Annotated in this window: 23 protein-coding genes and 1 pseudogene; 11 read left to right on the top strand and 13 right to left on the bottom strand. The window is 47.1% G+C overall.

Going from position 1 to position 22,036, the window contains the following annotated elements; genetic code table 11:
* Positions 1-10 precede the first annotated feature (10 nt).
* From ggt to glnK, 3 genes are all read right to left on the bottom strand, one after another.
* Complete coding sequence (ggt, locus tag AC3RV5_RS02635; RefSeq protein WP_489730443.1) at positions 11-1,702, bottom strand: gamma-glutamyltransferase; 1,692 nt, start codon at positions 1,700-1,702, stop codon at positions 11-13.
* A gap of 308 nt (positions 1,703-2,010) precedes the next feature.
* Positions 2,011-3,273 carry an ammonium transporter gene (locus tag AC3RV5_RS02630; protein WP_489730442.1) on the bottom strand — a complete coding sequence of 421 codons (1,263 nt, stop codon included), beginning with the start codon at positions 3,271-3,273 and terminating at the stop codon, positions 2,011-2,013.
* An 18-nt stretch (positions 3,274-3,291) separates the two neighbouring features.
* A complete protein-coding gene (glnK, locus tag AC3RV5_RS02625; RefSeq protein ID WP_007103493.1) occupies positions 3,292-3,630 on the bottom strand; it encodes a P-II family nitrogen regulator in 339 nt (112 codons plus the stop codon).
* A gap of 234 nt (positions 3,631-3,864) precedes the next feature.
* Between glnK and AC3RV5_RS02620 the strand changes: the two genes are divergently transcribed.
* From AC3RV5_RS02620 to AC3RV5_RS02610, 3 genes are all read left to right on the top strand, one after another.
* Positions 3,865-3,993, top strand: coding sequence for a hypothetical protein (locus AC3RV5_RS02620; protein WP_489730441.1), 129 nt, complete (start codon positions 3,865-3,867; stop codon positions 3,991-3,993).
* On the top strand, positions 3,983-4,351 hold the full coding sequence (locus AC3RV5_RS02615) for a hypothetical protein (protein ID WP_489730440.1): 369 nt from the start codon (positions 3,983-3,985) through the stop codon (positions 4,349-4,351). The genes AC3RV5_RS02620 and AC3RV5_RS02615 overlap by 11 nt, the downstream gene beginning before the upstream one ends.
* An 80-nt stretch (positions 4,352-4,431) precedes the next feature.
* Positions 4,432-5,187 (top strand): hypothetical protein, encoded by a 756-nt coding sequence (locus tag AC3RV5_RS02610; RefSeq protein WP_489730439.1) that lies wholly within the window; start codon positions 4,432-4,434, stop codon positions 5,185-5,187.
* Position 5,188: 1 nt separating this feature from the next.
* Here AC3RV5_RS02610 and mrcB read toward each other — a convergent pair whose 3' ends face one another.
* Entirely contained in the window at positions 5,189-7,516 is a 2,328-nt protein-coding gene (gene mrcB, locus AC3RV5_RS02605) for a penicillin-binding protein 1B (RefSeq protein WP_489730438.1), read from the bottom strand.
* A gap of 195 nt (positions 7,517-7,711) precedes the next feature.
* The gene (hrpB, locus tag AC3RV5_RS02600) at positions 7,712-10,174 is read right to left on the bottom strand and encodes an ATP-dependent helicase HrpB (RefSeq protein ID WP_489730437.1); all 2,463 of its coding nucleotides are present in this window, start codon (positions 10,172-10,174) and stop codon (positions 7,712-7,714) included.
* 86 nt (positions 10,175-10,260) lie between these two features.
* Here hrpB and thpR point away from each other — a divergent pair, with 86 nt between their 5' ends.
* Entirely contained in the window at positions 10,261-10,797 is a 537-nt protein-coding gene (thpR, locus tag AC3RV5_RS02595; protein WP_489730436.1) for an RNA 2',3'-cyclic phosphodiesterase, read from the top strand.
* A gap of 234 nt (positions 10,798-11,031) precedes the next feature.
* On the top strand, positions 11,032-11,886 hold the full coding sequence (purU, locus tag AC3RV5_RS02590; RefSeq protein WP_489730435.1) for a formyltetrahydrofolate deformylase: 855 nt from the start codon (positions 11,032-11,034) through the stop codon (positions 11,884-11,886).
* A 23-nt stretch (positions 11,887-11,909) separates the two neighbouring features.
* Here the strand turns inward: purU and AC3RV5_RS02585 are convergent, their stop codons facing one another.
* Positions 11,910-12,479, bottom strand: a complete 570-nt coding sequence (locus AC3RV5_RS02585) for a hypothetical protein (RefSeq protein ID WP_489730434.1) — start codon at positions 12,477-12,479, stop codon at positions 11,910-11,912.
* Positions 12,480-12,756: 277 nt separating this feature from the next.
* Between AC3RV5_RS02585 and AC3RV5_RS02580 the strand changes: the two genes are divergently transcribed.
* The gene (locus tag AC3RV5_RS02580) at positions 12,757-13,326 is read left to right on the top strand and encodes a paraquat-inducible protein A (RefSeq protein WP_489730433.1); all 570 of its coding nucleotides are present in this window, start codon (positions 12,757-12,759) and stop codon (positions 13,324-13,326) included.
* Between the two features lie 36 nt (positions 13,327-13,362).
* Here the strand turns inward: AC3RV5_RS02580 and AC3RV5_RS02575 are convergent, their stop codons facing one another.
* Positions 13,363-14,865 carry a catalase gene (locus tag AC3RV5_RS02575; RefSeq protein WP_489730432.1) on the bottom strand — a complete coding sequence of 501 codons (1,503 nt, stop codon included), beginning with the start codon at positions 14,863-14,865 and terminating at the stop codon, positions 13,363-13,365.
* Between the two features lie 353 nt (positions 14,866-15,218).
* On the opposite strand from AC3RV5_RS02575, the gene AC3RV5_RS02570 reads away from it, so the two are divergent.
* The gene (locus AC3RV5_RS02570) at positions 15,219-16,823 is read left to right on the top strand and encodes a S41 family peptidase (protein ID WP_489732079.1); all 1,605 of its coding nucleotides are present in this window, start codon (positions 15,219-15,221) and stop codon (positions 16,821-16,823) included.
* Positions 16,824-16,848: 25 nt separating this feature from the next.
* Here AC3RV5_RS02570 and AC3RV5_RS02565 read toward each other — a convergent pair whose 3' ends face one another.
* The 6 genes and pseudogenes from AC3RV5_RS02565 to AC3RV5_RS02540 all read right to left on the bottom strand — a co-directional run bounded on the left by AC3RV5_RS02565 (position 16,849) and on the right by AC3RV5_RS02540 (position 19,499).
* Positions 16,849-17,778: an MlaD family protein gene (locus AC3RV5_RS02565; protein ID WP_489730431.1), complete on the bottom strand. Its 930-nt coding sequence runs from the start codon at positions 17,776-17,778 to the stop codon at positions 16,849-16,851.
* Positions 17,771-18,358 (bottom strand): paraquat-inducible protein A, encoded by a 588-nt coding sequence (locus AC3RV5_RS02560; protein ID WP_489732078.1) that lies wholly within the window; start codon positions 18,356-18,358, stop codon positions 17,771-17,773. Before AC3RV5_RS02560 ends, AC3RV5_RS02565 begins: the two co-directional genes overlap by 8 nt.
* A 262-nt stretch (positions 18,359-18,620) precedes the next feature.
* Positions 18,621-18,875, bottom strand: coding sequence for a 30S ribosomal protein S17 (rpsQ, locus tag AC3RV5_RS02555; RefSeq protein ID WP_489730421.1), 255 nt, complete (start codon positions 18,873-18,875; stop codon positions 18,621-18,623).
* On the bottom strand, positions 18,875-19,066 hold the full coding sequence (rpmC, locus tag AC3RV5_RS02550) for a 50S ribosomal protein L29 (RefSeq protein WP_489730420.1): 192 nt from the start codon (positions 19,064-19,066) through the stop codon (positions 18,875-18,877). Before rpmC ends, rpsQ begins: the two co-directional genes overlap by 1 nt.
* Positions 19,066-19,338: pseudogene (rplP, locus tag AC3RV5_RS02545) on the bottom strand (50S ribosomal protein L16); the annotation flags it as partial. The gene rpmC and the pseudogene rplP, both read right to left, overlap by 1 nt.
* Positions 19,317-19,499 carry a DUF4277 domain-containing protein gene (locus AC3RV5_RS02540; protein ID WP_489732077.1) on the bottom strand — a complete coding sequence of 61 codons (183 nt, stop codon included), beginning with the start codon at positions 19,497-19,499 and terminating at the stop codon, positions 19,317-19,319. The pseudogene rplP and the gene AC3RV5_RS02540, both read right to left, overlap by 22 nt.
* A gap of 251 nt (positions 19,500-19,750) precedes the next feature.
* Between AC3RV5_RS02540 and AC3RV5_RS02535 the strand changes: the two genes are divergently transcribed.
* The 4 genes from AC3RV5_RS02535 to mnhG all read left to right on the top strand — a co-directional run bounded on the left by AC3RV5_RS02535 (position 19,751) and on the right by mnhG (position 22,004).
* Positions 19,751-20,611: a universal stress protein gene (locus tag AC3RV5_RS02535; protein WP_489730430.1), complete on the top strand. Its 861-nt coding sequence runs from the start codon at positions 19,751-19,753 to the stop codon at positions 20,609-20,611.
* Between the two features lie 284 nt (positions 20,612-20,895).
* Positions 20,896-21,369 (top strand): Na+/H+ antiporter subunit E, encoded by a 474-nt coding sequence (locus AC3RV5_RS02530; RefSeq protein ID WP_489730429.1) that lies wholly within the window; start codon positions 20,896-20,898, stop codon positions 21,367-21,369.
* Positions 21,369-21,662, top strand: coding sequence for an MrpF/PhaF family protein (locus AC3RV5_RS02525; protein WP_489730428.1), 294 nt, complete (start codon positions 21,369-21,371; stop codon positions 21,660-21,662). The genes AC3RV5_RS02530 and AC3RV5_RS02525 overlap by 1 nt, the downstream gene beginning before the upstream one ends.
* Positions 21,663-22,004 (top strand): monovalent cation/H(+) antiporter subunit G, encoded by a 342-nt coding sequence (mnhG, locus tag AC3RV5_RS02520; protein WP_489730427.1) that lies wholly within the window; start codon positions 21,663-21,665, stop codon positions 22,002-22,004. It begins immediately after the preceding gene.
* Positions 22,005-22,036 lie beyond the last annotated feature (32 nt).

The following is a 22,036-nucleotide window of genomic DNA, read 5'->3' as shown; positions in this document are numbered from 1 at the left end:
TTATATTGGTTTAATAGCCTGCCGCCTGTCCATCTTTGCGACTTTCGGACGCGCCATAATAGACGCCAGTTTGAGGGTCACGCATGATGGCCTGATAGCCGCCAAACCAGCCTGACACCTCTTGCAATACGTGGCCCTTTTGCAATAATTCGCGCCGCTGTGCGGGGCCATAACCGTTTTCTAGGCTGACAAAACCACCATCGCGCATCATCTCACCCGTGGGCTGACTGGAACCGGTGTGCAACATACGCGGGGCATCGCCGGCTTCCTGCAGATTCATGCCAAAATCCAGCAGGTTAACCACTATTTGTGCATGCATCTGGGGCTGCGTGCCACCCCCCATCACCCCAAAACTTACCCAGGGCTGGCCGTTACGGGTGATAAAAGCCGGAATAATGGTGTGAAAGGGCCGTTTACCCGGCGCATAACCATTGGCATGTTTGGCATCCAACGCAAACAGTTCGCCACGATTTTGCAAAACAAAGCCCAGCCCCGTTGGGATCATGCCCGAGCCCATACCTCTATAGTTACTCTGGATCAGCGATACCATGTTTCCATCTTTATCGGCCGTGCTCAGATAGACTGTATCCCCTTGATAAATTCCGGCGTCGAAACGTTTGGCGGCGGTGTTTGCATCAATTAACTTGCTGCGCTTTTTGGCGTATTCCTTGGAAATTAACCATTTTGTCGGTATCTGGCTAAAATCCGGATCGGCATAATATTTCGCTCGGTCTTCGAAGGCCAACTTTTTCGCTTCGACAAAAGTATGCACATACTGGGCTGAGCCAAACCCCATGGACTCCACATCATACTGCTCGAGCAAATTCAATATTTGTAATGCGGCGATGCCCTGACCATTAGGCGGCAATTCCCAGATGTCATAACCTTTGTAATTTGTCGAAACCGGCTCTACCCAGGTTGAACTGTGTGAGGCCAAGTCTTCATAACTAAGAAAGCCCCCTTGCTGCTTCATATAGGTGGCGATAACCTGGGCGATATCCCCCTTGTAAAATACCTCACGACCGCCGGTGGCGATTTTTTCATAGGTATTAGCTAGGCGCTGATTGGTAAAGATCTGGCCTTTAACCGGCACCTGGCCATCAGGCATAAAGGTGTCTGCGAAACCCGGGTATTGCCCGATACGTAGGGCATTGAGTGCCAGGTAGTGGGCCACCACCTCGGTAACCGGGAAACCTTTTTTGGCGTAGTCGATGGCGGGCGATAACAGTTTGTCCATAGACAGGCTGCCAAAACGCTCGCTCAGTTCAAACCAGCCATCTACCGCTCCGGGAACCGACACAGGCAAGGGCCCAAAAGCCGGGATTTTATCCAGCCCTAATAACTCAAAATGTTCCAGAGTGAGAGATTTAGGTGAACGCCCGGATGCATTTAAGCCATATAAACGTTTGGTTTTTGCATCCCACACTATGGCAAACAGATCCCCGCCTATACCACTACCTGTAGGTTCGACCAAACCCAACATGGCGTTGGCGGCAATCGCTGCGTCTATGGCATTGCCCCCACGCTTAAGGATGTCCAGGCCCACTTGGGTCGCCAGCGGTTGGCTAGTTGCCACCATGCCATTGGTCGCCAGCACTTCGGAGCGTGATGCAAAAGGCTGACCGGTAATTCGATCAAAGGCCAGACTGTTAGTGGCAAAAAACAAACTACAGGCTAAACCGATACGCAGGATTATACACATACTACTATCCACAGATATGTCGTACCCAAAGGATACGCTGTGCCGGCAGTGCTTTGAAGTAAAAGCGGGCTTAGCGGGTAAATTAATGGTTAGTTATAAGCCACTTAGCAACGAACTAGCGGTTGTCAAGTGCTATGCCAGCCCGTAGGAAGCTGATGAGGTTGGGTAGGGTCATGACAGAATAGTGCATTAACAGGATGTGAAAAAATAAAAACCTCGCACAAGGCGAGGTTTTTGAACGTTAACGGATAAGCTGGGCGCTATTTTATTATTGTTTTACGCCCACTCACCTTTTGAGAAATTGCGGTTTACGCGCGACTACCAGTAAAATCAGGGTAAGCTTCCAAACCACACTCGCTCATATCCACGCCTTCAAATTCTTCTTCATCCGTTACCCGAATACCTATGACCGCTTTGAGGATCCCCCAAACAACCAGGCTGGTAACAAAGACCCAAATGAATATGGTAAGTGCGCCAATCAATTGCCCACTAAACGATGAACCACCGTCCGCAGTCAGAGGATTCGTCACGGGTACCAACATCAAACCTAAAAAACCCACTACTCCATGTACAGAGATGGCGCCAACTGGATCATCAATTTTCAGCTTATCTAATGCCAGAATACTGAACACCACTAACATGCCACCTAAAGCACCAAACAGGGTAGCTTGCAAAGGAGTGGGCGTAGAAGGTTCGGCAGTAATAGCAACCAGGCCTGCCAGGGCGCCGTTAAGAGCCATGGTAAGGTCAGCCTTTTTGAATAATATTCTGGCCAGGATAAGGGCTGAAACTAAACCACCAGCGGCGGCGGCGTTGGTATTCATAAACACCACTGCGACCGAATTGGCACTTTCTACTGTGGCTGTGGCTAACACTGAACCACCGTTAAAGCCAAACCAGCCCATCCACAAGATGAAGGTACCCAAAGTCGCCATAGGTAAGTTGGCACCAGGGATCGCATTAACCTTACCATCTGCCGTGTATTTACCTTTACGCGAGCCGAGCAGCAATACGCCAGCTAGTGCGGCTGCGGCACCGGCCATATGTACTATGCCCGAACCAGCAAAGTCAGAAAAGCCTAAATCGCCTAACGTGTACATACCAAATACGGATGTGCCTCCCCAGGTCCAGGCGCCTTCCATGGGATAGATAAAGCCGGTTAATACCACTGCAAAAGCTAAAAAGGCCCATAACTTCATGCGCTCAGCCACGGCTCCCGAAACAATAGACATGGCGGTCGCCACAAATACTACCTGGAAGAAGAAGTCGGCAGAAGGTGCATAAGTGGCAGGATCTTCGGCCACACCTGTGGCGCCATCGGCTGTGATACCGCTTAAAAACATGACAAACTCATCACCACCGTACATAATGGAATATCCGCAGATCATATACATGATGCAGGATATGGCGTACAACGAAATGTTTTTGGTCAAAATTTCTGTGGTATTTTTGGCTCTGACCAAACCCGCTTCAAGCATAGTAAAACCTGCTGCCATCCACATAACTAACGCGCCGCATATTAAAAAGTAAAACGTATCCAGGGCGTAACCTAATTCAAACGTGATTTCCATTTTTTATCTCCTCAATCTCTAGATGGCTTCGCCATCGGTTTCACCGGTACGGATACGAACGGCATGTTCCAAGTCGTAAACGAACACCTTACCGTCACCAATTTTACCCGTTTTAGCAGCGCCAACGATGGCTTCAACTAAGCGTTCCACCTGATCGTCTTGCACGGCGATCTCAAGCTTCACTTTGGGCAAAAAATCTACTTGGTACTCAGCGCCACGATAAAGTTCGGTGTGACCCTTTTGTCGACCAAAACCTTTCACTTCGGTAACGGTTAAACCATCTATGCCAATTTCAGAAATTGCTTCTCGCACGTCATCAAGCTTGAAGGGCTTAATGATCGCAGTAACTAGTTTCATGGTGTTGCTCCCAAGGTTTATTTTGTTATTTTGCTAAGTAGATGAACAACATAGAACAAGACCTGTGCCACAAATTATTTACTAGGTATTTCAATAACATAATAGCACTTACCGCTATTTTGCCATTATCTAGCGCACAACGCTGGGGCAACGTCTGGCATTTGCATTAAAATGGTGCGCCCTGCTCGACCTGCCCCTTAAGGCACTTTTATATGCCGGGTATTAGCAACGTATTTGGCGACTAACACAGATGTACCCATGGTCTTGGAACAAAATATATCGCTTGGCATGCCAACTGCCACTAAAAGTACGCTATTCTCCATCACAGGCGTGTTTACCGCAGGAGAAAATAATGAGTTATGAAATTAAAACCACCCATGACAAGCTATGTATCGAATTTAACGGTGTGCTCAATGCGCTCGATCTGATCTTTCTCAATCAAAGCCGGGATTACAAATCGGGACTCAAAAAAGCACGCAAACTGATGATGGATTTTAGTCAGGTAACGGGCTCGGAATTAACTGCAGCCGACACTCATGGTTTACTCATGTTAGGCAAGTTAGACTCGGAAAAAGTACAAGATATCCAGTTATTTATCATAACGGGCATGTCCAACAGCGAAGCTATTGAGCAGTTGTGTACTCAGGTTTTCGCCCAAAGCAGCTGGCACGTGAGTATATTTAACAACCGGCGCCAAGCAGATAATGAGTTTAATACCTAGCGCTGGGTCGTAAACTTTCGTTGCAAGGGAACTAAAAACCCTTCCCTCACTCTACTGTTTTTAAACTACCCGCCCCCGTTATGACACCAGAAGCACTGCACAGACCACCCGCGTCAGTCCCCCCTTCACGCTCTAGCTACTGGTTGTTATGTGTTTCGTTGATATTTCATGTCATATTCTTGCTTTTGATTGCCCGGCCCTTTACACGCCCAATCAACACACCTGAGCAAAACCGGCAGACCATCAAGGCAACCTTAGTTTATCCAAAACTTCTCCCGCCAACACAGCCATTAACCAAACAACAACCCGCCGCCCGAGCAGACGACATCGTTGCACCTGGGGCGGCGCAGATAAAAATCGAAAAAATAGTGCCAAGAATGGGCTCAGGTGCAACTTCGGCGATCCCCGCTGATATCCCGGCACCGCCTGTGCACAATAGTAGTGTCAGCTTTACGACCAGCAAGGCAGACCGCGAAGCTGATTATCCAGGGCCATCAGCTGAAGAGCAGGTACAACAGCAGCTAAAAGGTTTTAATCAGCAAGCGATTGCCGATATTGCCGCTGAGGAAGCGGTCCGTTATCGCCAGCAGAAAAATACTCCGAGCCTGCTAGATAAACCAGCAACCAGCCAACTGAGTGAAGATGAAAAGTTTCGTCAAGCCAGGCAAGTCCGTGCTAACTGTTCAAATACAGTTAGCAAAGGCATTGCCATATTATCCAAGTGGACGGGGGGAAATATTGAGTGCACAAATGCACCTGATGTTGGCTCATTCATTCAAGAGCGGATCGATAAAAAAGCCCATTTACCCGCTCAACACTCTTCTCACAAGCCCTAAACTAACTGCCAAATAGCCGTTCCCAGAGTGACTTTTTCAGTGGCCCACGAGTGCCGCCTGCACAGGTCGCTGGCACAGGTGGTAGGGCATCCAATATGGCTGGTACGCTGAACGTATCCTGACAACCGGCACGGCTGATGGCCCCGGTTTGCATTTCAAAATGTGCAATGCCTAACCCTTCTGGAAAGCGTCGGACCAGGGACTTGGGCTGCTGTTTTTGCTGGTAGCTAATAAACAACTGGAGGGCACCACTGGCACCACTTAAATTAACCGGTTGATTATTATCTTTACCTATCCAGGACGTGATGAGCATGTTGCTGTCAAATCCACTAAACCAGCTATCACGATAATCGTCTGTGGTGCCTGTTTTTCCAGCCATATTAATTGCCGGAAAGCGCTTTTTAATGAGTTTGGCGGTGCCCTCAAGCGTGACGCGGTGCAAGGCGTAATTGAGCAAATAACTGGCTTTTTCATCGACTCTTTGTCGGGGCAGGATGGAAAAACGCCATAATAACTTGTTACTCGGTGACATCACGCCGGTTATGACATGCAAGGGGATAAAACGCCCATTATTAGCTATCGTCTGATACATTTGATTGACCTGTAAGGGCGAGAAGTTTACGGCTCCCAGGGTCAATGCCGGGTAAAGATCGATTGGCTCATCTACGCCCAAGCGTTCAATCGTTTGGGCTATACTATCTAACCCAAGCTGCATGCCTAAGCCCACAGTCGGTACATTAAGGGATTGGGTCAGTGCGGTCACCATAGGCACATGCCCGCGAAACTTTTTATCCGAATTTTGAGGCTCCCACATCTTGCCATAGGTACTTTTGAGTTTAATCGGTTCATCTAGGAGCTGAGTGGCTAGATTGAAATCCTCAGAGCGTTCCAGGGCCGTTAAATAAATCACCGGCTTGATCAAAGATCCTATGGCCCGTTTGGCGTCGATAGCCCGATTAAACCCTTGGAAATGCGGGTTGGCTCCGCCCACTATAGAGCGCACTTCACCACTTTTTATATCGGTTACCACCATGGCCGCTTCCAGATCGCTCAGCTGCAGACGGTCTTCCTGAGCGGAAATCCCGTTAGCCACGGTTTTCTCTGCCTTGCGCTGGGCCACAGAATCCAGGGTAGTAAAGACCTTTAAACCAGACTCACGAATATTTGGATCCGCCAATACCTGACGCAACTCCCTGCCCACCTGATCCATAAAGGCCGGGTGCCTGCCCTTTGCCAGACTGGCTCCACTGGCAAGTGCCAGAGGTTGATTTATGGCTTTTTCATACTCAGTTCGCTGCAGCTGATTGTTTTCAAATAAAATCCGCAATACCAGATTACGCCGCTCAATGACTCGCTCTGGGTGTCGTCTGGGATTATAATATGACGGACCTTTAATGATGCCTATTAAGGTCGCCGATTCCGCTACATTGAGTTCATCCAGAGGACGATCGAAGTAAAATAGGCTGGCCAGGCCAAAGCCATGGATACCCGTCTTACCGTTTTGGCCCAAAAACACCTCATTGAGATAAGCCTCCAGGATAACGGCTTTACTGTAACGGGCGTCTATGATCAGCGCCATCAAGGCTTCTTTTGCTTTGCGAACCAGGGACTTTTCATTACTCAAAAACAGGTTTTTAACCAGTTGCTGAGTCAGAGTACTGCCGCCTTGTACCGCGCGACCCGCTGATACATTAGCGATAAGCGCGCGCATGATAGACATAGGCGCAATACCATGATGTTGATAGAAATCCTTATCTTCCACCAATACCAACCCCTGGGTCAGCATGGGGGGCACATTTTGCATATTAACCAGCATACGATCTTCCCGGCCGCTGCTCATCAAGCGGGTCACTAACCAAGGCTCCAGGTACACATCCTTTAGACCAGCTTTAGTCGTTAAATCCACTATACTGCTGATCCGGCCTTCAGCCAGGGTAATATCTATATTACGGGTGGACTCAGCCCCATGGGGAAAATGGAAACTGCGACGTTGAATACGTAAACCATTGGATTTAAGTTGATACTCCCCAGTATGGGTTGCGTGGCGTACCTTGCGATAACCTAGCAGGTCTAATTCTTCTACTACTTCTGTGATGGTGATTTCCTGTTTTAGCTGCAAATGCATGGGCCGAGCAAAAATCTGCGCCGGTACCTGCCACTTATTGCCACTAAACTGTTTCACTATTTGGGCATCGAGATAAACGGCGTAAGCGCCGATAACCGCAGTCACTATAATGATTAATCGCCACCAATTGCGCTTAAACCAACGAAATGGATGCAGTTTGCTGGCGATAGAAGGTTTTGCGGGACGTTTATCAGTTTTTTTCATAGGCCTTTGGGATCTGGACGGCAAATATGTCCGCCGTCATAAGGGAAATGCTCAAGGATGGCTAAGCAGAATAAATACTGCAACAGTATTCAATGGGGTAATGAGCCGAAAATTCAAGGCTGCACAAGAGGGTTAATAATATCAATTCGCCCGCCTTAGCTCAAGGTACAGATGTAAGAGATTATCACCAATCATTCACTTGGCACTGCCCATCTTCTTTTTGGTTTTATTGGTCGCTTTGGCGCAGGCCGGATCGTCCGGCCAAAAATGCTTCTGGTAGCGCCCCTTCATTTCCTTTTGTACCTCTTTGTAACTGCCTCGCCAAAATCCGGCCAAGTCCTGGGTTTTTTGCAACGGCCGCCCCGCCGGCGACAAGAGTTCCATCTGCACCTTGAGCTTCCCCTGGGCAAAGACCGGTGTATCGAGCAAGCCAAAAACTTCCTGCATACGCACCGCCAGGCTGACCTCCCCCTGAGCCGAATAGATTAACGGCACAATACTACCGCTGGGCACCTGCATTTTTGTTGGCAGCAGCGCATCCAGTTTTTGCTGCTGTGACCAATCCATAGTATTGCTCAGTAGATCATAGAAATTTAATTTACTTAGCTGTTGCCAGCTGTGTTTATCGTGCAAATAAGGCAACAGCCAGGCTTCTAAACTGGCATCCAGGCTCTGTTCACTAACATCGGGCCAGTCAGCATGCCCAAGCAATTGGCCGGCGAGCCGCAGACGATAGATCAACTGCAAACTTCGCCCATCAAAAGGTAATTGCATCACTCCCTTAGAACGGATCACCTGCAACCAGATGACCGTTAATTGCCCCGTGTCCGGTTTGGCCAGTGGCTGACTATCAATAACGATATCCCCCAGCTTACATTGGGATTGCGCCACTATTGCACCGCGCTGATTATCCCACAAACAGCTTTGCTGTTGGCTGATAAGATGAGAAAAGTGTGTTTCAATCTGGCCCAGATCCAGGCTTTCCGCCAAGGTTATTTTGGCGTTAGCCCTATCTTGCCCCTTAAGCATCATATTACCCATGGCTAGCCAATTTTGGCCCGCCAGAGGATCATCAGATGGCAGTTTAGCCCCCGTGCCATTGGCGAGTTGGTACGTCTCGCCGTCCCGGGATTTTGCCAGCCAATGGGGAAAGGCAAAGCCCAGTAACACACCCGCATCCCCAAGAGGCCAAGGCGCCATATTGCCTTTAACTTTGCGCTGCCAACGGCCGATAACTTGCCATATTCGATGTTTGGGTTGTTGTTGTAAAAACCTCAAACGAGCATACAAGCCAGCACCTGCCTGATGACCTAGGGGGTCTTTTTCTTCGAGCAACGCGGCTATTGCGCAGGCTAAACTCTGATGAGCTTCACTGAGCTGGGCACTTTTAATCAGCATATTGGCGACAGACGGGTGACAGCCAAGATGATGCAGAGCCCGTCCGTGAGCCGTGAGCTGACCTTGGCTATCCTTGGCTTGTAACGCGACCAGTTGAGCTTCCCCCTGAGCTAATTGCGCCGCGCTAGGCACATCTATTAATGCCAGTTGTTTTATCGCTGTGCCCCATATCGAGGCTTCGAGAATAAAGGACGCCATATCAGCGCTGAGAATTTCAGGTATGCCATGGGTAGCCAATCGCTGATGCTGTTCGAGGCTCCACATCCGGTAACAGCTGCCAGCTGAGAGACGCCCGGCCCGCCCGGCCCGCTGGGTGGCCGATGCTTTACTGATCATGCCAAGCTGCAACTCGGTAACGCCCTTATTTAACTGATAAACAGCCGTTTTTTGCATACCGCTGTCAACCACCACAGTCACCCCTTCAATGGTTAAACTGGTCTCTGCAATATTGGTCGCCAATATAATTTTACGTCTACCCTGGGGGTCAGGTTCGATCGCCGCTTGTTGCTCGGCTTGGGTTAGCTCGGAGAACAGGGTATGGATCACTATCTCCCCAGGTAACATATGTTGCAAGCTGGCCGCAGCCTGGCGAATTTCCCAGGCTCCGGGTAAAAATACCAAAATGTCCCCGCGATGTTGATTAAAAGCGCGTTGGGTCAGTTGACAAATTTTTTGGTAGAGAGGTTTTACAGAGGTATCGCTCTGGTAAAATACCTCAACTGGGTAACTTCGCCCTTCACAGGCCAGATGCACAGCTTGGGGCATAATAGGTGTTAGCGCCGCTATGTCTAAGGTAGCGGACATGACTAACAGACGCAGATCCGGACGCAGTGCGCCCTGCACTTCGATACATAGGGCCAGTGAGAAATCGGCATGCATACTGCGTTCGTGAAATTCATCAAAGATGATCAGTCCCACACCCGGTAATTCAGGGTTGCTTTGCAACATGCGGGTTAAAATACCTTCTGTCACGATTTCCAATCGGGTTTGGCTACTTACCTTGGTTTCGCCGCGAATACGGTAACCTACGGTTTGCCCCACAGGTTCATCCAGCTGGGCGGCCAGATAGCGGGCAATATTGCGTACTGCGATACGTCTGGGCTGAAGCATGATGATTTTTTGCTGAGTGAAAACAGCACTGTTAAGCAGTTCCAGAGGCACACAGGTTGATTTACCCGCTCCGGGTGGAGCCACTAAAATACAATCAGATAAGGATAATTGGCTGAGGAGTTTAGGAACAATATCTAATACAGGTAACAAAAATATTTCTCATTTAAAAAAGCGTGTTGTTAACGGCGGTTAAAACCGCCATGTTATTATACATATCAACTATACAGGATTTTGCCATGCGAGTATTTTTCGCCATCGATCCCCCGGCCCAAACCAAGCTCGCCATAGACGCCTGGCGGACAAAGGCGTTTCCTGGTTTTGGAAGCCAGGTGCGGGCCAGTAATTTCCATATTACCCTGGAGTTTTTAGGGAGTATTACCCCCAATCAGCTCGATAACCTGACCCAGGGGCTGGATCAACTGAGTACCATTGGTAGTTTTTCTGTGCAGTTGGACCGGTTAGGTTATTGGCCCAAACCTAAGGTGTTGTGGCTGGGCACCGGGGAGTGCCAACCCGCACATATTCAATTAGTCGACAGCTTAAGAAAGCTGAGTCATAACGCAGGCATCGAACTGCAAAAACGTGAATATATCGCTCACTTAAGTCTAGTGCGCAAATGTCAGGAAAATCCGCCTGGGGCCTTAATTGACCCCTTGTTCACCTGGAAAACCGACGAGTTTCATCTATTTGAATCCCTCTCTGGCCCCAAGGGCGTGATTTATCGGCGCAAAAAAACCTGGCCATTAGCACCCACTTTCAATTTTAGCCGCTGAAAAATGCCAGCTGACAGCCTCCATATGGGAGCCCTTAAACCGTTGCAATACTGTCAGGGTAGTGATGGAGTTTAATCTTAGGATTAATTCGATTTCCAATGTTCAGTTGTATTTGTTGATAGAATTACTTGCCAAGCGTTAATTTAGTGTACTGATATAGGCCAAAATAGCCTTTATCAAAGAGGGTAAAGCGGGTCACAATGGACGGCATATAATTTTGCGGATTAAGCTTGTATGCAGCAAACCTTTAGATTAGTCATAGATTGCCCCGACCAAGTGGGTCTTGTAGCCAATGTCAGCCAGTTTTTAGCAGAGCAAAATGCCACCATAGTGGAAGCCAGTCACCACACTGATTTAAAAACCGGTCGTTTTTTTATGCGTCATGAGATTAGCGCTGACTCATTGACAGTCAGCCTGGAACAGATCAGGCAGGATTTCTCTCCCATAGCCGACTCGTTTGCCATGAATTGGAAATTGAGTGATTCACATGTGAAACAAAAGGTCGCATTATTGGCCAGCCTGGAATCCCATTGTGTGATGGACATACTGCACCGCTGGCACAGCAAGGAATTGCATTGTGACATTGCCTGCATTATCGGAAATCATCCCCATATGCAGCAATTTGCCGACTGGTATGCTATTCCTTTCCATTGGGTGGATTTCAACACTTTAGGTAAAGAAAAAGGTTTCGCCAAGGTTGCCGAGCTGCTTAATCATTATCAGATTGAGTTGACAGTACTGGCCAGATTTATGCAGATTTTGCCAGATAGTTTATGTCAGGAATTGGCGGGCAAAGCCATTAACATTCACCACAGTTTTTTACCCTCATTTGCCGGGGCCAAGCCCTACCAGCAGGCTTATGATAGGGGGGTGAAACTCATTGGTGCCACCTGCCATTATGTCACCAGTGATTTGGATGAAGGCCCAATAATCGAACAAGAAGTCATGCGCATCACCCATAGTGACAGTGCTGACGACATGGTACGTAAAGGTAAAAATTGTGAAAAAATGGCATTAGCCAATGGCTTGCGTTATCACCTGGAGGACAGGGTTATCATTCACAAAACCAAAACGGTGGTATTTGCCTAAACTTTGAGGGGTATGAGCGAACGTTAAAAATAACCGGTATAGCTGACATTCACTTTTTTATCGGCCCGACCGCGCTCAAGCCAATTGCCAGCAAGATTGGTGCGCTGCCATTGTTGGCTAGATATCGCCACTTCTAGATAGTGATCCTCTTCCAGTCCAGGGGTACGTGAACTAAGTAACCACTGGGTACTAGTGGGGAATTGCATGTCCGCGCCGTTTGCTGTTTCAAACTGCGCCGCCATTTGGCGTACCACACCAAAACCTAGATTAAGCAGGCTATGGATCTGAAAACGGGGAATAATAGACCATTCACGCATGCTAACCTGTTGCTTATAAGCGCCCAGCGTCAACTCGCCTTTTTCATAGCCAATAGCTGTCTCTATATGTAGATTTTTACTCACCATTTGATTTAACATCAATTGGTAATCACGCTGGCGACAGCCGTCAAACTTGATATTGCTTTGATTGAACTCAAGTTGTGATTGTTCGGGTAAGGAAGTCTGTAACCAATCGAGGGTAATTTCCCACAGGTCTTGCTCAGCGAGTGCTGTACAAGAAAATGTCAGGCTGAGCAGGATCAGAATATTTTTCACGTAGTTACTCAAAATGAATGGCTAACTGTTGTATGTATTTTAACCAAGCAATACCAACAGTAGGTTATAAAACGGGCCTGCTAGGTATTAAAAAATATACCATAAATCATCCTGTTTTGTGGCCAAGTTATTGCTATGCATCCCGTTTTATCTTTGACCAAGGTTTATAGCCAGGCGCATTTATTATCAAATAAATGTTAAAATCCCCCCCTGCCCCTAACTATTAAGCAAAAAATAGGGGACGACCCTAACTTTTCGCAAGCCATAAGGAGTTACCGTGCTCAGAAGACATTTAGGATTTGCTTGCAACCTTGGCGCTTTGGGTTTGTTCATTCCGGGTATATTACTGCCAATGTTTGTCTTAAACATGGAAATGTCTGCACTGCTCAATGCCTCGGGCATCTCGGCCAATCTGGTTGATAAGGAACTGTCAATTATCACCACGGTTGAAGAATTGTGGCGTGATAATCGCCTGTTTGTTGCCGCACTTATTTTCCTTTTTTCGATATGTATTCCGCTGCTTAAAACCTTGTTGGTTAGCCTGGCATACTTTAAGAAACGTAGCCGGTTAGAAAGGCGCATCGTGGAATTCGTGGCGGCTATAAGCAAATGGTCAATGGCAGACGTGTTTGTGGTGGCGGTGTTTTTGGCGATGCTGTCAACTGATCATGCGCAGACCGTGACCTCCCACTTTATCAGTATTTTAGGCTTTAAGATTTCATTTGATATCAGCACCCAAACGTTGTCGGCGGCGGGAGACGGTTTCTACTTTTTTAGTGGTTATTGTTTAATGTCGTTATTTGGTACCCATCTTACCCATAGCGCTATCAAACAATACCGGGATTAAAAAAGCCAGGCCGAAGCGGCCTAGCTTTTGGGTGTTTTACTTCGCTGATACAGGCGTATCATCGGTCACAGGCACAGCGTTGACATCTGAGTCCTGCTGCTCGTTGGCGGTGCGCACACCTTGGGCGTAATCCGTATGCACCTTTTCAAGTACCGCATACCAGCGTTCTTTGACCGCAGCGGAACAAGGCCCCATAGCAGCCGCATAATTGCTAAACAAGCGCTGTTTTTGCTCGTCACTGAATAGCTCAAAAAGTGCCCTGGGCTGTACGTAGTCTGCGTCGCTGTCTAGTTGTTCAAATCGGGCCGCATCTCCATCTATACGCAGTGGTGGCTCTTGCACTGACGGCTCGGCTACCGGTCCTGCATGTTGATTGGGTTCATAATAGGCATCGGCATTTTCAAAATCGTTGCTAAAAAAACGCATCGCGCCATCTTTATGATAATGCTGCACATTCGCAGCTTTAGGCGCGTTTGCCGGCAAGGCTTCGTAATGGGTGCCCAAACGGTATCTATGGGCATCGGCGTAGGAGAACACCCTGGCCTGGAGCATTTTATCCGGACTAAAGCCTATGCCAGGGACCACGTTAGAGGGGCTGTACGCAGCATTTTCAACCATCTGGAAATAGTTTTCCGGATTACGGTTCATTTCTAGCTCACCCACTTCAATTAATGGATAGTGTGCGTGTGGCCATACTTTGGTGACATCAAATGGATTGTAAGTAAGCTCTTGTGCCTCCGTTTCCGGCATCACTTGAATAAACAGGGACCACTTCGGAAAATTGCCCTGGTCGATAGCATTATATAAATCTTCTTGATAAGCCTCTCGGGTCTTGCCGGTCAATTTTTCTGCTTCATCATTAGTATAGTGTTTGTGTCCCTGGTGGGTTTTAAAGTGAAACTTAACCCAGAAACGTTCACCATTGTTGTTCCAAAAACTGAAGGTATGACTGCCATAACCGTTCATAAACATGGGGTTAACAGGTATGCCACGATCAGACATCAAGATAGTGACCTGATGCACGCTCTCAGGCTGAGAAGCCCAAAAATCGAACATAGCTTCAGGGGAACGTAAATTGGTTTTTGGGTGACGTTTTTGGGTCCGAATAAAGTCCGGAAATTTATAAGCATCCCGCACAAAAAACACCGGGGTATTGTTACCCACCATGTCCCAATTGCCTTCTTCTGTATAGAATTTCAAACTAAAACCACGTACATCCCGTTCAGTATCGGCTGCACCAGATTCCCCCGCCACCGTTGACCAGCGGCTTAATACCTCAGTGGTTTTACCGACTTCACCGAACATTTTAGCCCGGGTATACTGGCTAATATCATGGGTAACGGTGAACTTGCCCTGGGCCCCCCACCCCTTGGCATGTACTGCTCGCTCCGGAATACGCTCACGGTTTTGATGGGCTAAGTTTTCAAGCAGTTGATAATCAGTTAATAATAACGGACCTCTAGGCCCAGCTGTTTTGGATGTGTTATTTGACGGGACTGGAGCACCCGCACTGGTAGTTAACGTCGGTCGATTTGCCATCTGATTCTCTCTTTTGAACGCAGAGCGCGAAATTTACTGACTAAGCGTAGCAGCATGCTGGGGTAATCGAAGCGCGAAAAATACGATTGGCCTAATCAAGCACTGGTATCAACATTCAAATAGCAACATGGTTACTTCTGGGGGGCAATAAACGCTTGGCTACTGCTGGATGTAAGTTTGCAGGCCGTTAAGCGGTCTAGGGATAAGGTGAACGTCAAAATTGCCTTTAGCCTGTTAAAAATTCGCGGTACTTTATGGTTGTTCATTTGGCACTAATCCGGCGGATAAGCGGTATGCGATATGCGATATGCGGATAAAATTAATCGTTTTTTTGGGGAGTTGCTTTGGGCCATATCACTTCATCAGTTTATTTATCCCTACTCTTGGCAAGCGCTACGCTTGTCGCGTGCGGCGGGGCGAGCAATAGCCCATCTACGGTAACTGGCTTATCCCCCCCCCTAGACCAAGAGTGGGTGGCCGGGGTATTTGACGAGCAAACATTGTTTAAAGACAGATGCGCCATACCAAGAAGCGGCACAGATGAGTTTAGTGGTCAGGCATATCCGGATAGAGCAGGTAGCAGCATGAACGAAAAAATGTGGCTACGTTCCTGGAGCAATGAAACCTACCTTTGGTATGATGAAATAACCGACCGAGATCCTCTGCCTTATACAGTGCTGGAATATTTTGACCTGCTTAAAACAGATTTCCGCACCGACTCAGGCTCATTCAAGGACAACTTTCACTTTCATCAATCTACCTCTGAATACAAATCTCGCACTCAAAGTGGGGTAATAGCAGGCTATGGTATCAGTTGGGAATTCGAGCAATCCTTCGCCCCCCGAAGCCTGCGGGTACGTTATACCGAACCCGGTTCCCCCGCCGACCTCGCCGGTCTTACTCGGGGAGATAGGCTGCTGAAAATAAACGACATAGACTTTATTAACAGCAGGGCTCAACTGGATATAGATGCCATCAATGCCGCGCTATTTCCGGTTTCAGCCGGACAAACCTACAGTTTCACCTTACAAAACTTAAGCGGGCAGATGCAAACTGTGCAGCTTACCGGTGGGGATATTGCCTTGACCCCGGTGCAAAACATCAAGATCCTGGACACCGACGCCGGTCGTGTAGGCTATCTGCAATTCAATAGCCATATCCGTCCAGCCCAAGAGCCCCTGATCAAAGCGATGCAGCGCTTTGTCGATGATAACGTCGTCCAGTTGGTCGTTGACCTGAGATATAATGGCGGCGGCCTGTTATCTTTGGCGTCGCAACTTGCCTATATGGTGGCAGGCCGCGCGCAAACCACCGGCCTGACTTTTGATGAGCTGCAGTTTAATCGCAAATACGCCAATATCGACCCCGTAACGGGTCGCGCGTTGGCACCGACGCCCTTCTATGCCACAAAAATCGACTATGCCAACGGCACCTTAACCTCACAAACTCTGCCGAGTCTCAACCTAAGCCGAATCTACGTGTTATCAACCGACGCTACCTGCTCTGCCAGCGAAGCCTTTATCAATGGCCTACGTGGGGTGGATGTTGAAGTGATCTTGATCGGTGGCCAAACCTGCGGCAAACCCTATGGTTTTTATCCCCAAGATAATTGTGGCACCACTTACTTTACCATTCAGTTTCAAGGGCATAATCAAAAAGGTTTCGGTGACTATGTCGACGGTTTTATACCAACCCCCACCCCACTATTCCAGGCAGATGTGCCTGGCTGTAGGGTAGCGGATGATTTTAACCGCGCCCTGGGGGACCCGACTGAGGGATTATTTGCCGCGGCGCTCCAACATATGCATGACGAGTCTTGCCCACCCATACCAGCAGCTAAAGTCATGATGAAAGCTCAGCACGCCCTGGGCCCACAAATTAACCCGCCCAACCCTATATTCGAGGCGATTATATTGGAAAATTCGATGCTGACCGACATTGCACCAATCCAGCCTTAACTGGATTAACTAAGCTTAACGGGGGCTAATTATCCCCCGATGAGGTTTTATCTTCTTGCAGGGATTGGGGCAGCAAAGCAGGATTAGGCTGGATTTTCCGCTCTACCCTGACTTTGGGTAACTCAATATTGGGCTGCCACCCTGGCCACTCATCTTCCTTGTCATTATGCAGTTGAAACTCACTGTCGACGTTTGCCGCAGGCCCATATTCTGAGGGCGTGGCAAAACTTATCCCACCGTTTAATAAGCTCATTAGCGGGGCGGCAGACACAGACACGCCTAACAGACCCATATCAACCTCCAACCCGCTATCTTCCCAAAAGACACTGTTGCGGCGCAACAACGCCTGGTAGTCGGGCTGAATTTGAGCATAGAAGATCACTCGATCGCTGAGCAGTTCATAAGCGTAAACACTGCCTACCACCACTTGTTTGTAATACACCGGATCACCAGGGGCAATATTGTTTTTCAAGCCACTGGTAATGCTAAACTTAAGTCCGTCCTGTTTCTCCAGCGGCGGACTTTGCGCCGCGACAAATATCCTCTGCGCCTCCCCCTCTCCCGGAGAAAAGGTAATATAAGGCCCAGATACCAAGGTAGTGATCCCGGATATTCCGGATGAGCCTATTTCCGGTTTGACCAGCCAAAAATTAGTTTTTTCCCTTAGCAAGGACAGGATACTGTCATCCACCTGAAGTCTAACTTTCACCCCCTGATGATCTGAGGTCAGCTGTAACTCTTCTACCTGGCCAACTTCCAGACCCCGATATTGCAGTTTGGTTTGGATCGGTTTAAGGCTACCGACTTCGTCAAAATATAGGGTTAGTGTCTCTCCCTGGGCTGGCAAATTTCGCCACACGATGAAAGCCACCAAGGCTAGGGTCATCATTGGAATTAACCACAACCAGTTGACCTTAGCGGTGGGAATTAACTTGCCTTGTGCTGTTTCACTCATCTTTTTTCTTCCACAATAAACGACTATCCATAACCTGAGATGCCACTAGCGTGAGCACCACTACACCGGCAAAAGCTACAATTCCGGGACCTGGTTCGACCCGTGCCATATCTTCGAGCTTCACCAACGCGACCAGCACCGCGATTAGAAATACATCCAGCATGGACCAAGGCCCGATACGTTCGACAAAGCGCAGCAATTTATGATCGGTGAGGTTTGATAAGGGCGAGAAACGTCTGAGTAATAATAGGTAAAGCATCACCGCAATTTTAACGATGGGAATAACCACACTGACCATAAATACCAAGGCCGCCAGGCCAAGCATGCCGCTGTCATACAGGTTAATAACCCCACCCATAATAGTGGTCTCGTTACTTCGCCCGAGGTAAATCATGGTCATGATCGGATAAAAATTGGCCGGAAAATACAACATCAGGGCAGAAATAGTCAACAGCAAGGCCGGCAAATTACCACCACGGATAGTCTTGACCAACAAATGCTCACAACAACAACACTGCAGGCTTTGGCCGCTTTCGGGGGCTTGATAGGTTTGCTCGGTAGCACATTGTGGGCAAATCACCTTGCTCAAGGGTCTATCCTTTTTACTGCTTAACGACTAGCCCCAAAAGACACCGCCGATCCTACGATAAGGCATATCTAACGCCATGTATTAAGCGATAGTGCCATATAGAACTAGCTAATGTCACTGATAGTGTCACTGCTACTGCGTTTACAACACAGGGTGAGGTAGAAGAATGAGGAATAGGCGCGCTTTAGCTTTGGGTTGAAACAAAAAAGGCGCGACCCTTGCGAGGCGCGCCTTTTCAATTTTGCACTAAAACTTATTGAGCTTTAGTAACGATTTCTACCAACATCCAATTTTTGGATTTAGACAAAGGACGACATTCACGTATTGTTACTACGTCACCTTCGTTACATTGGTTAGTCTCGTCATGAGCGTGTAGCTTAGTAGTGCGCTTAATGAACTTACCGTATATAGGGTGTTTCACTTTACGTTCTACCGCAATAGTAATGGTTTTATCCATTTTATTGCTGACCACACGACCTTGTACTGTACGACTAGATTGTTCAGTCATTATGCAGCAGCCTTCTGAGTCAGAATGGTTTTAACACGCGCAATGTCGCGACGCACTTTGCGAATTTGATCAGTTTTTTCAAGCTGACCTGTACTCGCCTGCATCCGCAAGTTGAACTGTTCGCGAAGCAGATTAAGTAGCTCCGTGTTCAGTTCTTCTACGCTTTTTTCTTTCAGTTCTGTGGCTTTCATTACATCACCGTCCGAGTTACAAAGGTGGTTTTAAACGGCAGTTTTGACGCTGCCAATTCAAACGCTTCACGAGCTACTGATTCTGGAACACCGTCCATCTCATATAACACGCGACCTGGTTGAATTTGGCAAACCCAGTACTCAACATTACCTTTACCTTTACCTTGACGCACTTCTAGAGGCTTCTCAGTAATTGGTTTGTCAGGGAAAACTCGTATCCAAATTTTACCTTGACGCTTAACGGCACGTGTCATTGCACGACGGGCAGCTTCTCAAAGAATTGCGGCGTGTTGTATAACGCCCAACGCAGAAATCCCATGCCATACAACAACATGGCCTTGACGCGTTGTCCTATCGTGGTATGGGTGCGCTTATCGGCAGCCAGGGGAATGGCTTGGTCGATGAGACGGGTCAGGCCTAATTGTTCAAACATCCCGACAAAGACTCCAAGATGCTCAATCGCATACAGTTTCATTCCCTGGGCTATGCCAGCACATCCTTCACTTTAGCTTAAAAAGCAGTATGCAACGGCCTAAGGGGTTTGTCTTTGATCGACTGACGATTGGTTTTGTGATCCTTTACCGTTACGTCTTGTGATCTATTGCGTACAAATATCTAGGCCACTTGCCGAATTGGCAATGTGCGGAATGTAGGTTATATATTAGTATAACAGGAGTGAAACCCATGAATAAACAGGTATTGGTTATTGCTGACATAGAAAACGACGATATACTCTCGTTAGAAAAGGCTCGCGATATTACCCTCCGTATGAGCGCGACGCTGGAAATAATCAAATTTATCCAGCACACCAACGAGTCAGACATCACACTTGAACAGCACATAGAACAGGCTAAACAATCACTTGCCTCCAATATCCATAGCATTTTTGATGACAAGACAGAAATCACTAGCGAAATAGTTATTAGTGATAATATTGCTGACTGGGTGGTTAATCGCTGTAAGCGGAAATCTGTAGATCTGGTGATCAAAGGTGGACACCGTAGTGAGTCATTTTTTCACACCCCTTCTGACTGGACATTAATCCGTCACTTACCCTGTCCAATATTGATCACCAGCCACGTTAAGTGGAAAAGTAAAACCAATATTTTATTAGCTTTGGACTTATCAACCGACGAAAGTCATCATCAGCAACTAAACTCTTTAATACTAGGTTGGGGAGAAATCTTGTCCAGGGTTACTCACGACCAATTGCACGCGGTGTATAGTATTCCTATTGCTAAACCACTGCTGGAATTTGATGTGGTGAGTAAACACTCAGTCAAACTGAAAAAAGCACCAGCTGCGATAGAAAAAATGCAGAAACTGTTAGCTCAGTTTGATATGAGTTCCGTAACCAGTCATATCACGGCAGGGCCACCGGATCGAACCATTCCCCATCAGGCCAACGAATTACGCAGTGATTTAGTGATTATAGGCAGCGTTGGCCGTGAAGGGATTAGGGGTCTTTTATGGGGTAATACCGCCGAAAAGGTGTTGCATCATTTGCGCACCGATTGTTTGATAATAAAATTAGCACGAGATTAAATAGTCTCACGAAATATTTTCAAAATAAATTCAGATAAAACTAAAACTATGCCTTGTATTTACAACATTCGAGGTTTTTTAACGGTATTTTGAAAGTAGACAATACAAATTATTTTAAATTAGCAGAAGAAGATTAGAAACCAACCACTGCGGCAGAGGGCATATGTAAATAGAATAAGTAATAAAATTTCCCTCCAGCTTTTTGAATTTTATGAGAGGGGTGATTAATTGTCAAATATCCAAATTATGAAAATTTTTTTATAAATAATTTGAGGTGAGGATTCATGAAACGGCATACCATCAGTTTATTTTTGACTTTGGCTGCATTTTGGTTACTCAACTCAGGCCACTATAGCACACTCATGTTGTTGCTTGGGACTGCTTCTATTGTCTTAGTGTTAATCATTTCACATCAAATGAATGTAGTTGATCAGGAGTCTCAGCCATTCTATTTAACGCTTCATATTTTTAGCTACTACTTATGGCTTATCAAAGAGATTGTTCAAGCAAATATCACTGTGGCAAAACATATTTGGCTAGGTAATAAGAGCATATCGCCCACGCTAAAGAGAATTAAAATCAGTCAAAAAACCGATATGGGAAAAGTAATATACGCAAATTCCATCACATTAATTCCAGGAACGTTAGCGATCGATCTCATAGACGATGAAGTTTTAGTGCACGCCCTACTCCATGAAGGTATTGAATCATTAATCGCTGGCGAAATGGATCGCCGCGTACGTTTATTGGAAGGATAATGCTGATTGCCGCCACGCTTGCAATTTTTATTGTCATGGTTTTAGCAATCATACGGGGGGTCGTTGGCCCCACACTTTATGATCGTATTTTGGCAGTCAATATGTTTGGCACTAAAACAGTGTTGCTGATTTCATTATTAGGTTTTGTCATGGGACGACCTGAGTTTTTGGATATCGCAATTGTCTATGCGCTCATTAATTTCATCAGTGTAATTGGCGTTTTACGTTACTCAGATAGCAATGAATTTAAGCACCCGTCCTCCGATAAGCGATCTTTGAAAAAGGAGCCTTGAATGGACATTCTTATACATGTTAGCGGAGCATTATGTTTATTTTTTGGCAGTTTGCTCTGTATCTCTGGTGGTATAGGTATTTTACGTTTTCCCGACTTTTATACCCGCATGCACGCAGTGGGTGTAACCGATACCTTAGGTGCGGGGATGATTTTAATTGGCCTGATGTTTTACAGTCCCGACTTTTTAACGTTTTCCAAGCTAGTAATGATTCTGTTGCTTACCTTGTTGATTGCGCCTACTACCAGTCATGTGTTAGCGAAAACCGCGATGCATAATGGGCTGATGCCCGAACTAGAGCAAAAAGACAATAGCAAGGAGACGAGCTCATCGAAATCTTAATTGATATTGTCATATTAGCGTTATTAGCGGTG

This window comes from Paraglaciecola sp. IT1134 (assembly GCF_058068185.1).
The sequence above is the reverse complement of the archived record's forward strand: the minus strand, read 5'-3'. Positions and strand labels throughout refer to the sequence as shown.